Raw genomic sequence first — 14,033 nt, 5'->3', positions numbered from 1 at the left:
GGCAAAGAGTTTGTCAAATTACCAATGGAAAACATTAATTCCAATAATGCTATTGTTCACTCCATAAACAGAAACCCTATAATTTCTTTTTCCCCAGTCGGACTTCTTCCATCAGCTTCGCAGTCTCAGCATCTGCATGATCAAAAAGATAGGTATGACTGGACTGGCGGTGCTGATGCCATTCCTGGCGGAGCTGCTTTCTGGTCTCTTCGATTTCTTCTTTCAGACCTCTTGCGGAAATACGACTGGCGCCCTGCCCCATAATGATAATCTGTTCCAGTCCGTCTGAAGTAGCAACCGTTACCTGATGCTGTCTGCCGATTTTGTGGACTGTTTTTTCAATATATTGATCGGCAGTCTCCGCTTCTTTTGTGTAAACCACATGAATATTGTGATAAGTAAGCACTTCCTCCTGGTGTCCCTCCACCTTGTAAGCATCAAATACAAGAATCAAAGTACATTTCTTATATCCCTGATAATTACTTAAAATATCCATCAGCTTCGTCTGTGCTGCACGGACATCCGCATCTGCCAGTTCTTTCAGCTCCGGCCAGGCAAAAATAATGTTATAACCATCCACAAGAAGGTATTCTTCCTGGTCTTTTTTTGCAGAAGAACTGCTGCCAGAATAAGATAGGGCACTTACCACTTTTTTATAAGAAGACACGCGGTCTCTTTTCACCGGACCAAAGGTACGCTCAAAAATGGCCTGAAGTTCTTTGTCATCCTCATAGCTTCCACGGTAGGCAGATTCCGGCGGCTGGTAACCACTTCCCGCACGACTTCTACTTCCAGATGTATTTCTGGCAGTTCCTGTACTGCCAGCTCCACTGCATGCTGAATTTCTGGCACTTTGAGCAGTACCGTCTCCACTTGCAGGATTTCCAGAGCCTGACGCAGCATCCTCCCAGTCTTCCTCGCTGAGATCGTCCTCAAACTCTGCCATAATCCCAGTATCCAGGTGCATATACTCTTCCACTTCATACCATGGCACCACAAATCCGGCTCCATGGGCACAAAATACAGACCCGGTAGGATTATCCAGATCCCGCTCAGAATCGTAGCCGATCTGTTCCACGATCTCATCTTGATTTTTACAAGGCTCATATCCTTTTAAACTGCAGAACAGCCTTCCCATTCCCCTTGTATAAGAAACTACTTCTTTCTGGTAATCGCGCATAGTCGAAACAGGCGCTTTTCCCTTCAAAATAGCGGTATTTTCCTCTGTCTCCATAGGAAGAAGAGTTCCCTGCATTTTCTGGATATCATTCATTGCACGGCCAACAACCTCCACCGGCACTTCCAGCCGAAATTCATAGTAAGGCTCCAGCAGAACATTCTGTGCTTTCTTAAGCCCTTGGCGGATAGCCCGATAAGTAGCCTGACGGAAATCTCCGCCTTCTGTGTGTTTCTGGTGGGCCCGTCCGGTAAGCAGGGTAATCTGCATATCTGTGATCGGTGCACCAGTCAACACTCCTCTGTGTTCCTTTTCTTCCAGATGGGTGAGGATCAGTCTCTGCCAGTTCCGGTCCAGCACATCCTCACTGCAGGCGGTAAAAAACTGCATTCCGCTTCCTTGCTCCCCTGGTTCCAGAAGAAGGTGAACCTCCGCATAATGGCGCAAAGGCTCAAAATGTCCCACACCTTCCACAGGTGCCGCAATGGTCTCTTTATATACAATATTTCCCGTTCCAAAATCCACAGCCACATGGAACCGCTCCCAGATCAGCCTTTTCAGGATTTCGATCTGCACGTCTCCCATGAGCATGGCGTGGATTTCTCCCAGCTGCTCGTCCCATACAATATGAAGCTGAGGATCTTCCTCTTCCAGTTCTCTCAGCTTCTTCAGCATCTGGTGCACATCGCAGCCTTCTGGCAAAATAATCTGATAGTTCAGTACCGGCTCCAGTACTGGCATATTGGAGTTCTCTGTCACGCCAAGTCCCTGTCCAGGAAAAGTATGAGAAAGGCCTGTCACTGCGCACACGGTTCCCGCGGGCACTTCTTTCACCAATTCAAATCTGGCGCCAGAGTAAATCCGGATCTGGTCAGCCTTTTCCTCCCACACGTCCTCTCCTGCTGCCACATTTCCCTTGCTGGTAGTAAGAAGTTCTTTTACTTTCAGTGCCCCGCCTGTAATCTTCATATAGGAAAGACGGTTTCCCTGATCGTCTCTGGCAATCTTATAGACCTTCGCACCAAAAGCCTCAGGATATACCGGACATCTGGTGTACCTGTCCATTCCGCGGATCAGCTTCTCTACTCCTTCCATTTTCAATGCAGAGCCAAAATAGCATGGAAAAACCTTTCGATCTGCAATCAGACCGGTGATCTCTCTCCTGGATACTTCTCCTGTTTCCAGATATTTTTCCAGCAGTTTCTCGTCACACATAGCAAGGCTCTCCAGAAATTCTTCTGAAAATTTATTTTCCATCAAATTCTGCTGTTCTTTTTCACCAGCCGGTAATTCCGGTTCCAAATCCCCATCAGCATTTTCATTTTCTGAAAAATCCATGCAGTTCTCATTCAGCCTTTTTTTCAATTCGGTCAAAAGAGCATCGTGATCCGTTCCATCCTGGTCCATTTTGTTCACAAAAATAAATGTGGGGATCTGGTACCGCTCAAGCAATTTCCATAAAGTCACCGTATGTCCCTGCACACCATCTGCACCGTTAATCAAAAGCACTGCATAGTCCAGAACCTGCAAGGTACGTTCCATCTCTGCAGAAAAATCCACATGCCCAGGCGTATCCAGAATGGTAACTCTTGTTTCCGGGAATTCCAGCACTGCCTGCTTGGAAAAAATCGTGATTCCCCGCTCGCGCTCAAGGGGAGAGGTATCCAGATATGCATCCTTGTGATCCACTCTTCCAAGCTTTCGTATCTTGCCGCTTAAATATAAAAGTGCTTCTGACAATGTAGTTTTTCCTGCATCTACATGGGCCAACAGCCCCATACAAATATTTTTCTTTATTTTCTCTGACTGTTCACCCACGAAAACGCCTCCTGCTGTAAAAATCTCTTGTTTCAGTATATCACAACAGAAGGCGCCAGTCGAGACACAGGTGTTTATTTCATTATTTTCAATAAATCACCAGAGCGTGTTATGCTATGAACGCCAAAATTTGTTTTATAATAAAATTGTTTTATCTTTACAATATTTGATAACATGGTATAATTCATACGTGATAAAAAAAGTACAATAATAAAGTAATTATTCCACAAAGCATGTAGCTGTGAAGGTACTGAACAATTACACAATAGAACCGATTGATACAACGTTATATTTTAGAGCGTGTATCAACAGAAAGTGAGAACTTCCATATGAATCCCTTAAAAAAAATATACTGTCGGATTTTTCAGAATGTATTCAAATTTGCCCTTCCATTCCTGCCATACCGAAATCCTGAGATCATCAGCAGTCTGAAAGCCGTTCCCGATGTGCTGAAAAAGAAAAAATGTAAAAATGTGCTGATTATTACAGATGCAGGAATCCATAAGCTTGGTCTTACAGACCGCCTTGAAAAAGTGTTGACAGACAGCAGCATTCCCTATATCCTTTATGACAAAACAGTAGCAAATCCTACCACTGTGAATGTGGCTGAGGCACTTGAACTTTATCATGAAAATAACTGTCAGGCCATTATAGGCTTCGGCGGAGGCTCCAGTATGGACTGCGCCAAGGCAGTAGGTGCCAGAGTCGCCAAACCTCATCAGTCTCTTGCAAAGATGAAAGGAATCCTGAAAGTGCACAAAAAGCTTCCACTTCTTATCGCCGTTCCAACCACTGCAGGAACCGGAAGCGAAACTACACTGGCAGCGGTAATTGTGGACGCCGAAACCCGGCATAAATATGCCATCAATGACTTCCCGCTGATTCCCCGATACGCTGTGCTTGACCCCAAGGTCACATTAAGCCTTCCACCATTCATCACCGCTACTACAGGTATGGACGCACTCACCCACGCAGTGGAAGCTTATATTGGTAATTCCACTACACCAGGCACTCGTAAAAATGCCCGGGATGCAGTGCAGCTGATTTTCGAAAATCTGGACACTGCTTACACCGACGGAAGCAATAAAGAAGCGCGCCGGAATATGCTCCGCGCCTCTTATTTCGCTGGCTGCGCTTTTACAAAATCCTATGTAGGCTATGTACATGCAGTTGCCCATTCTCTGGGAGGACAATACAATGTTCCACATGGACTTGCCAACGCTGTACTTCTCCCTTATGTTCTGGAAGCTTACGGAAAAACGATTTATAAGAAGCTGGCAGCCCTTGCTGTTGCCGCCGGTGTTGCCTCCAAAGAAACACCGGAAGAAGAAGCCGCATTAAACTTTATCCAGGCGGTCAAAGACATGAAGGCCCGCTTCGGAATCGGCGATACCATCCCGGAAATCCAAGAAGAAGACATTCCGAAGCTATCCCATTATGCGGACAAAGAGGCGAATCCGCTGTATCCGGTACCGGTACTGATGGATGCACAGGAGCTGGAGAAATTTTATTATATGCTGATACCGGCTAAAGAAAACACAGTGCAATAAAAAGCTGGTAAAATGCCATATTGTCACCTTTATAACATTACATGAATTAATCTCAATTTAAATGAGTGTCAAAAGGTCTTTTGACACTCATTTGATACCCGGATTGCTACGCAGCTACGCTGCTCCCGCAATCCTCCAAATATTCGAAATCCGCTGATTTACTGCGTAAATCGCTACTTTCTCATATTTGGCGTGTCCCAAGCTCAAAAGCCTTATCGTGCAAGCACGAACAGCTTTTTGACCTTTTGACACTGGTATCATCAAATAAATTATAAATACTCAGAAAGGACTTTCCCATGACCCAGGAAGCAATCCAGGAAATCATCCGCAAGCAGCGGAACTATTTTTATACAGGTGCTACCTTAAATATTGACTTTCGCATCACTGCCCTGAAAAAGCTGCAAACCTCCATCCAGTCCCACCAGGAGCAGATCAATGCTGCCCTGAAGTCAGACCTTGGAAAAAGCAGCTTCGAGAGCTATATGTGCGAATCCGGTCTCGTTCTCAGTGAGATTACCTATATGCTGAAGCACATCCGCTCTCTTTCCAAAGAAAAAACAGTGCACACACCACTTGCCCAGTTTCATTCCAGAAGTTACATGAAGCCGTCCCCATACGGTGTCACCCTGATCATGAGTCCATGGAACTATCCCTTCCTTCTCACCTTTGATCCACTGGTAGACGCCATCGCCGCCGGAAACACTGCAGTATTAAAACCCAGCGCCTATTCTCCTGCCACCAGCAATATCATCTGCGAAATCGTCCGCGAATGTTTTCCGGAAGAATATGTAGCCGTTGTTATGGGTGGACGCCAGGAAAACTCCTGCCTTCTCCAGGAGCACTTTGACTACATCTTTTTCACCGGCAGCCAGGCTGTGGGAAAAGAGGTTATGCGCCATGCCAGCGAGCACCTCACTCCTGTTACCCTGGAGCTTGGGGGAAAAAGCCCCTGCATTGTAGATAAATCTGCAAATATCAAGCTTGCCGCCAAACGTATTGTATTTGGAAAATATCTGAATTGTGGACAAACCTGCGTAGCCCCTGACTACATTTACTGCCACAGAGAAGTGAAGGATGAGCTTCTGAAGCAGATTCAGAAACAGCTTCGTAAGCAATTTGGTAAGTCGCCTCTGGATAACAAAAATTACGGAAAGATCATCAACGAAAAGCATTTCAACCGCATTTTGAACCTGATCGATCCTGCCAAGGTTGTCTGTGGCGGCAATGCCTGTCCGGAGACTTTACAGATCGAGCCTACAGTCATGGACCAGGTAACCTTCGAAGATGCCGTAATGCAGGAAGAAATTTTCGGTCCGGTAATGCCTGTCCTTACCTTTAATTCCATAGATGAAGTAATCCGAAATGTAAATTCCATGGCACATCCTCTGGCTTTTTACATTTTTGCCCAGGACAAAGCCATCTGCGAAAAAGTCACCTCTGAATGTGGCTTCGGCGGTGGCTGTATCAATGATGTGATCATTCACCTCGCCACCAGCGAAATGCCATTCGGCGGTTTCGGGGAAAGCGGTATGGGAGGCTATCACGGTCAGAAAGGCTTCGAAACCTTTTCCCATTACAAGAGCATTGTAGACAAAAAGACATGGATCGACCTGCCGATGAGATATCAGCCTTACAGACGGATTTACGACAAACTGATACACCTGTTTCTGAAATAATATAACAAAAGGACCGCAGCCTTACATCATTGATATAAACGCGGTCCTTTTGAATTTCATCCACCTCTTCAATTTTGGATTCCCAGGAAAAGTCTTTTGCATTGCTGCTTTTTTCTAATAATGCCAGGATTTCCTGCTCTGTATCTCTGTCATACTCTTTTTGATATTTTATGCTGGTTTTTAGCGTAATTCCTTCCGTATTAACAAGACTCTCAAACGCCCGCAAGGGCTGACAAACGACGACGAAAGTTTAAATTCCTTCCGTATTAACAAGACTCTCAAACAGCGCCAGTCTACTGATCCTCTATTGGACTGTTTAAATTCCTTCCGTATTAACAAGACTCTCAAACTGGACGGACTGTTAAACAGCATGCAGGGGCGTTTAAATTCCTTCCGTATTAACAAGACTCTCAAACCAACTTCTTCTCAGCTTCTTGACGGGTGAGGTTTAAATTCCTTCCGTATTAACAAGACTCTCAAACCTTGTCAGTTGATCCGAAACCACCGTTACGGTTTAAATTCCTTCCGTATTAACAAGACTCTCAAACATACCCACAGGATACCATTATTATTCTGTTGTTTAAATTCCTTCCGTATTAACAAGACTCTCAAACTGCTGCACGATAACCCTTGACGTTGGAATCGTTTAAATTCCTTCCGTATTAACAAGACTCTCAAACCTCAAATCCGATTCTCACCGAGTCATTACTATCTTTCGACAGATAGCTGTTAATACGACAGGTCCAGTACACAAAGATCCTTATCCACGATTATATATCTGTCACCTTCGATTGGGTTGGTTTTTATTCCTTCCAAATTGACCAGACAAGTTTTCGTGTAAAAACAATGTTTATAAATTTCTCTCAGATCCTCTATACCGAAATATTGCTTTAGATTCAGCACAAACACAATGTCTGTATTGCAGATTGTTTTCATAGCTCTCAGATAATCTATAAATTTTTCTGCAAGACTATGATAACAGGAATCCACATGTACATTACAATATTTTATCAGCCCTGCTGCCGGAAAATCAATATCAAATGTGAGATTATATGCAGAAGTATTCACAATCTTATCCATAAAGCATAAAATCTGTTGATTCACGCTTGCAAATTCTTCTGCGTAATCTTCTGAGATTGTCTCTGACAGATTCTTATAAAGTTTGGATAAAATTTTTTCTCATTACAATTAACCATCAGAGGATTGCTGACCATGATTGCTTTTCTCTCCAGAGAGAGTTCCTTTTCAATATCTGAAAGAATAAAGTCTCCTTCTTCCCCTTCTACCTGTTTACTAACATTGTATACAACTTCTGCAAATCGTTCCGGTGTCTCGATGGTCAGATTCAGAACCTGATTTTCATATAGTTCTATTTCCATCCCTAATCTGGTATTCACAAGTCTCAAAGGATTACCACCCTTTCATCTGTATCCAGGATCTCACTCTTTTTCGTACCGATGATAAATTCCATCTTTCCAAATTGCTTTTCTGTTATCTTCAACACCTGCACCAGTCCATCTGCCGGCTTATTTTTTCTTATATTTTCCACAATCGCATCCGCCATCGTGGAATTTTGCGCAAGTTTACAATATACAGACTCCTGCATCATCAAAAATCCGGTTTTTAGCAAATATTTATGAAATTCCCTGTAATCTTTCCTGTTTGCACTGGTAATCACCGGCAGGTCAAAAAATACCATTACTCTCATATATCTATAACTCATTTGTTTTATAAAATTTTATCTGTGATATATCATTATCGTTTAATGCGTCAAAAACACTCTTGGTGTAGATTCTGATTGCGTTTGTCAAGTATTCGTTTCGGTTAGCTATAGTCACTTCTTCCTTCAGCAATGAGATCATCTCATGTTTCTCTTCTTTTTCAAAGAATGGAAATGCCATCCTTTTTACTTTCAGATCTACAAATGGACGAAATGGCTCCATCAGATCACATGCCAGATTAAACTGGTTAAATACATTATCGTGAAACAAACCAAGCTGTGTGATATAACCATTTGCCACCACACAACGATTAAACGCAGACAATAATAACGAATATCCGTAATTCAAAGCTACATTGGTAACATTCTCCGCACTTCTGGTAAAATCCATTCCGAACAGGGCATTGAAGTACACTTTTGCTGCATGTCCCTCCCGGTTCGTGGCATCCCCAAATTCGATTTCACTGATATAGCCGTAAAGCTGATCCGCTTCCTTCCGTTCCCATATTTTCAGATGCTGTGCCTGCTTTCGTATCTTCTCCGTTACGATTTCTGTCCATACGTGTTTCTTGATATCCTCCGACCAGGCAATCTGATTTCTGACCTTCAGCGACGTATCGTGAGCGCCGTAATAACCAATCAATTCAGAAGATGGATTTCTTTTTTCATCACAAAAGACTACTTTTATCTTTTTCTTTGTCAGTTCACACAAAAGAGCGGCGGTCAGTGAAACTGCTGTTGATTCAACCATTAAGTTCTCAATTTCTGAAAGATGAATCTTAGTCACATCATCTTTACGAATCACCAAATAATCCATCTGATAATCCAGCTTTGCCGTACTGGATATTACCACTGTCCGCCAGCTCATAAACATTCCCCCCATTCTTACATATGCAGTAAATCCTCTTCTTTTTTATACATTCCGGTAATCGAATAATGGATCAGTTTCAATTCTGTTGCATCTGTCATATTTCCGGAGATTCGTATTCTTCCTACTTCTTTTTGGCCGCCGATTGCCTGCAGCGAAAATGTTCCTTTTTGAAAAGAGGTATACTCAACAATATCACATAAAAGCATCACTTGTTGTTCTATGCCAAGAAGTTTAAAAGAGCTTTCTCCATTTTCCAGACATGTTCCTATACATTTTGGATGATCCGCATAGATTGCATGCAAATGTTTCGTTGTCAATTCCTGATATAATTCCAGATTTTTCTCCCCTGTTACTTTTTCATCCCAGCGCAGACTCATTTTTTGCTTTTCTGACAACAACATCGCTGCACGTAGTCTTTCCAGCTTACAAATATATTGTACATAAGGATATTTCAGGCACATCGCCGTCGCATTGGAAAATTCCACATTCTTTCTTGCATCCATTCCTACAATATATAAAAAATATCCATTATATTTTATAAGCGCATTCTTTTTGATTTTCTCTGCAATCACCCGTGGATTTTTATATCCCTTTTCTTCCAGAAACTTTGTCAGATCTGCTTTATTTTTTATCTGTGAAGCATAATAACTGTGTACTACTTCAAAACATTTCTTTCTCTTCTTTTCCGATCCATGTTCGAAGAAAACAAAGTAAGACGGTTTCAAAGAAGTATATCCACCATATTTTGTTACATCCTGGAGTTTTTCATCCTTTGCTTTCAACGGTACATAATTTTCTGCTTTTGCAGAATATTTTCCTACTGGCTGAAGATTAAACAGTTCCCCTTTTTGTTCAAATGTCTGCCTTGTAATCATCGGAGTGTTTTTCTCCATCACTTCTTTTACCAGACGAATCGCTCCCGGTTCTTGATTTTTAGATGCAATCCACGCAATTTCTCCGTTTCTTACTACATCCTTACCGTACATTTTGTAAAGATTATAATTGTAATTTTTGCCGTCACGCCGTGCTTCCTTCTTCACATAGTTCAGAGGATTTCTGGTGAACTTCGTAAAATAAACATTTCCCACCACAATATTCAGATAGGCATCCTGTGCATGATGGTAATCATTTATCAGTCTGCTTTTCAGCATCTTGTATTCTTTCCGAAAATCCGATACATTTCTCGCTTTTACATACACTATTTCCGTTCCCGGCATTAAAGATTTCAGAAGGTCTGCGATTCCCTTTGCCCCCTGCGCTGTCTCCACCAGCTGTCTCTCAATAAATCCTGCCAACTGATCATCTGTCAGTTTTTCATTCGACGTCAGACGATTATATTTTTCATCGTTCATAAATCCCATTTTATGAAGAACTGCCCACAGTTCCCGGACCTTTGGATTCTCTCTTACCTTTTTCGGCACTGGATAAACATTCTGTTTATCATCCTGATTGATCTTTTTCGACACCAGCACCAGATTATTTTCCATATTGTTATCGTTGGTTAAACTTCTTGGATAAATATGGTCAATATCATATCTGTTATCTTTAAACAAATCCTCGATATCAATATCATTGCCCGTATAAGCATCTTTTCCCATCTGTAGATAATACAGGTACAGTTTTTTACTGTTGAGTTTGCCGGATGCACTGGCATTTTTTATTTCTGTTTCCCAATTTCTTCCGTCCTTGATATTCTCATACAGCTTTAACAGTCTTTTTTCTCTGGAATTCTTTCTTCCCTGTTCCCCTTTTTCTTCATCTGTTCTGGTCATCTCTATAAAAATTCGTTTCGGATAATGCCCCATAATCTGTGTGATCTCTTTTAATGCCTGAACCGTCTGCCAGATCATCCGCTTCACCGGTACACTGTAGTAATATTCGTCCAAATCCTCAAACTGGAAGTCACTCAGTGTTTTTTGTATCGTCTGCTTTCTTTTTTCTAATTCTTCTTTAAAAGTAAATTCTTCGCTGTGGAGCAGTTCCATAAAATTCAGATTATACTCCCACATTGCCCGAATCAGAGAAAGGATTTCCCCGGTCCTATTATCACGCCCAGAAAGGCACAGCATACTTTTGGAAATTCTTGCCCAGTCTTTAAATTTGTAACCCGAGATTCTCTTTACCTGACTTTCCGTAAGAATTCCACTGGAGATATACTGATCTAATTTTTTCCGGAACATCAGTTTCGAGTCTCCATAGATAGTTCCATAATAAATGATTTCTTCTACTGCCTTTTGTATTGCTTCTTCTCTCATCCGCTCGCCAAAGACTGCATACATTTTTCCATAAGATGACAGATAGGCATTCGCTTCTTTATCAATACCGGAAAGTTCCGACTCATCTTTCAAAATTCCCCGGTTCATCAGATAGGAACAAAGTGTTTTTCTGGTTACTTTCTTTCCCAGTCTGACACCCTGAAATAATTCTTTATAGATATCCTGCTTTACTTCCGGAACGATACGTTTTCCATTGATCCGCAGATTATTGATTTCATTCAGTACACAGTATGCCTCATATAACAAGGATTGCTTCGGCAGTACTTTTTCTCCGGAAAGATAGGTACACTCACGGATCAGATTGGTAATAAAACGTTCGGATGTCGCATTCATATCAATCTTTTGTTCCATATTCCAGGGAAGTACCTGCCCCTGTTCCCTGCGCACAGCCCAGCCGGTCTTTGATCCGTTTCCTACCGGTCCTACATAATAAGGAATATTTCTGGAAAAAAGCATCAGGATTCTTTCGGAAACCGTATAACCGCTGTCATCTGTTTCTTTCAGGAAATCCAGATGTTTTTCTGCATTCTCAAGAATCTTTTTCATCTCTTTTTGATGTACCTGATTGGGGATTACTCCATTGGCTCCGGTCATCTGTTTGGGCAGAAACTGTTCCAGTTCAATTTCTTTTAAAATAACTGTTGTTTCTTCATTAGCAAGGTTTTTCAGATCTTTCTTGATTCGGTCATGCAGATCTCCCTTTCCACGTTCTTTCACGTTTTTCATGTTTCTTCTATATTTTTGTTCTGCCGCCAGCGAATCTGTAGAATTCAGAGAATTGCAGTACGCAGAATAGCTTCCTTTTTCACTGGAACGGAACATACGGTCATATGCTTCCTGACCAAGATCTCTTTTATACACTTTTTTCAGAAGTCTCAGATCTTCCTTATGCTTGTTATACATCGCTACTCTGGCATCTGAAAGATAATCGAATCCTTTTAACACAGCCTGCAGCTGACTGTAATCATACAGTTGTTTCATACTTTCTATGATAAAAAAATACTCTTCCCCAACAGCCGCCTCGATTTCCTCTTTTTCTTCTTCAAAAGACGCCTGTTGAAATGCTACTTTTATCTTTTCATCTGCTTCCAGCTGAAACATTACTCTGGCATCCGCATCCATACCGCATAAACACTTGACCAACTCCATCTGCTTTTTGTCCGATCTTTTTATTCCCAGCAGAGAAGCTATCTTATCTTTTTTGGTACTTCTGGAAATTTCTTTATCTGCCAGTTTCTCTATGATCTGCTTATAAGAAACATCACCGTTCGCTTCTTCTGTAGACTCGCAGATATAATTCATCACCGTTTCTCCGGCATCCTTTACCATATCCGCATTCAAATCGCCGGAATCTGTATTCAGAAGGAAATGTCCCCGATGTTCAAACAGATGAATCAACGCCAGATACAAAAGTCTGGAATATCGTTCCTCACTTGCTACTTCATCTTTTAAAAGCGCCTGCTGCAAATGAAAAATCGTAGGATATTCTTTATAATACTCTTTGTCTCCATAACCGGGATCTGCGAACAGACTGTCTTTTGTCCTCAGTCTGGAATCTTTGTCTTCCCGGTAATATTTGCTGTTATCCTGGCGGATATAAAAGAGTGGATCGTGTCTCAGCACATCCTCTGCAAAATAAGACCGGAGCAATCTGATTCTTACCTGATGACGCTGTAATTTTCTTCTGGAGATTCTGTGTGTTCTCCGTTTCAGCTGTGGCTGTGCCGACTCATATTCTCTGACAAACCAGAAATCTTTTCCTTTCACTTTCATTAAATGATATTGCGAATCGATAACCGCGCCACCCAGGGAGCCGGTACCCATATCCAGTCCCACGTAATAATCTGCTTTTTTATCTGTATGCATAGGAAATCCTCCCAAAATCTAGTTGACAATCCCGATATCTGATGCTACAGTAATACTGTATTAACAAGACGAGTTCAAATAAGGGGAAACCCGAAACCGTCATCTGACGCCGCAGGGTGCGGCAGAAAAAGTCGTGTTCCACGGCTTTTTTATTTTCTATTATTCTATCATGTCTTAGGCATTTCAACCATTGCTTTTATGTATTTTCATTTATTTTTATCACATTTGTATAAGCTTTACATTTCATGCTGATTGCACTTTTCAGATCAAAAACAGCCCTATAGCTCAGAATCCCCTTCCCAAAAAGACTTTTAGACTCTTTTATTCTTTCCGGGTGATTCCACAGCTTACTGACAGTCTCATCCGGTATCATTATACCCCCTCCTCCGCAACTGGTTTTCTTCATCCGAAAGCGCAGTAAGCATAATAATAGGGACTTGTGACCTTTTGCGAATGACCTCACATACACCATAGCCGTCGATTTTAGGGAGCATGATGTCTAACAGCACAAGGTCGATTGTATCATCAAACATTGCAATCCCCGCCACGCCGTCAGAAGCAACAGCAACTTCATAGCCTGCATCAATCAGATGGTTTTTCAATATATCCTGAATGTCAATATCATCTTCGACAATTAAAATCTTCTGCATCATTCCACCTCCAATTTATAAAATAACATAGTTTTTTGAATTTATGATGAAGTGCATTATTTCCCTTATGTTTAAGAAACGTTCATCCAGCAACAAGAGTTTTTTTGTAGTTTGGTAAATTAGTCAAATACCAGTCCACTTCTCAGCATCACTGATACAACCACAAATACAATGGTGTCTTATTCTAAGCGGTAACGCAGAGTATATTATAATTTTTTTACTCGATCAATATAACTTTGTCCTCGTTCATCTCCTCACAAAATCAGCATAATCATACTGCTTTGCAGGTACAATAAGGTTATTCCTTTGTGCAAATCGGAACGATAAAATATATTTGAGGTGAATGATTATGCCGATTGATGATTTAACTGCTTTAGAGCGTGTTTGAAAAAGGCTTTCTGCAAGATGTGTGTCACAATTTGTGGGAGA

9 protein-coding genes, 1 pseudogene and 1 CRISPR repeat array are annotated in these 14,033 nt (G+C 41.7%); of the genes and pseudogenes, 2 read left to right on the top strand and 8 right to left on the bottom strand.

Translation table 11 applies throughout. The features are described from left to right. Positions 1-76: 76 nt before the first annotated feature. A complete protein-coding gene (locus LIZ66_RS14215) occupies positions 77-2,956 on the bottom strand; it encodes an NYN domain-containing protein (protein ID WP_173716920.1) in 2,880 nt (959 codons plus the stop codon). Between the two features lie 368 nt (positions 2,957-3,324). Between LIZ66_RS14215 and LIZ66_RS14210 the strand changes: the two genes are divergently transcribed. Further along, entirely contained in the window at positions 3,325-4,545 is a 1,221-nt protein-coding gene (locus LIZ66_RS14210) for an iron-containing alcohol dehydrogenase (protein WP_195699072.1), read from the top strand. Between the two features lie 296 nt (positions 4,546-4,841). Then, positions 4,842-6,221 (top strand): aldehyde dehydrogenase, encoded by a 1,380-nt coding sequence (locus tag LIZ66_RS14205; protein WP_226837032.1) that lies wholly within the window; start codon positions 4,842-4,844, stop codon positions 6,219-6,221. Between the two features lie 182 nt (positions 6,222-6,403). Next, positions 6,404-6,901: direct repeats of the CRISPR family, unit length 36 nt; unit sequence GTTTAAATTCCTTCCGTATTAACAAGACTCTCAAAC. Between the two features lie 49 nt (positions 6,902-6,950). On the opposite strand, the pseudogene csn2 reads toward LIZ66_RS14205, so the two are convergent. The 7 genes and pseudogenes from csn2 to LIZ66_RS20115 all read right to left on the bottom strand — a co-directional run. Continuing rightward, positions 6,951-7,600: pseudogene (gene csn2 / locus LIZ66_RS14200) on the bottom strand (type II-A CRISPR-associated protein Csn2). 23 nt (positions 7,601-7,623) lie between these two features. After that, a complete protein-coding gene (gene cas2, locus LIZ66_RS14195; RefSeq protein WP_226837031.1) occupies positions 7,624-7,929 on the bottom strand; it encodes a CRISPR-associated endonuclease Cas2 in 306 nt (101 codons plus the stop codon). A 4-nt stretch (positions 7,930-7,933) separates the two neighbouring features. Continuing rightward, entirely contained in the window at positions 7,934-8,809 is an 876-nt protein-coding gene (gene cas1, locus LIZ66_RS14190; RefSeq protein ID WP_226837029.1) for a type II CRISPR-associated endonuclease Cas1, read from the bottom strand. Positions 8,810-8,826: 17 nt separating this feature from the next. After that, complete coding sequence (cas9, locus tag LIZ66_RS14185; RefSeq protein WP_227200946.1) at positions 8,827-12,954, bottom strand: type II CRISPR RNA-guided endonuclease Cas9; 4,128 nt, start codon at positions 12,952-12,954, stop codon at positions 8,827-8,829. Positions 12,955-13,150: 196 nt separating this feature from the next. Beyond that, positions 13,151-13,327, bottom strand: a complete 177-nt coding sequence (locus tag LIZ66_RS14180) for a hypothetical protein (protein WP_227200945.1) — start codon at positions 13,325-13,327, stop codon at positions 13,151-13,153. Then, a complete protein-coding gene (locus tag LIZ66_RS14175) occupies positions 13,314-13,607 on the bottom strand; it encodes a response regulator (RefSeq protein ID WP_226837023.1) in 294 nt (97 codons plus the stop codon). The genes LIZ66_RS14180 and LIZ66_RS14175 overlap by 14 nt, the downstream gene beginning before the upstream one ends. 243 nt (positions 13,608-13,850) lie before the next feature. Continuing rightward, a partial coding sequence (locus LIZ66_RS20115) for a DUF6783 domain-containing protein (RefSeq protein ID WP_408611558.1) occupies positions 13,851-14,033 on the bottom strand: 183 nt, incomplete at its 5' end.

Origin of the sequence: Blautia faecis (genome assembly GCF_020554845.1) — a bacterium.
GTDB lineage: Bacteria > Bacillota > Clostridia > Lachnospirales > Lachnospiraceae > Blautia_A > Blautia_A faecis.
This window is presented reverse-complemented; position numbering and strand designations above follow the sequence as displayed.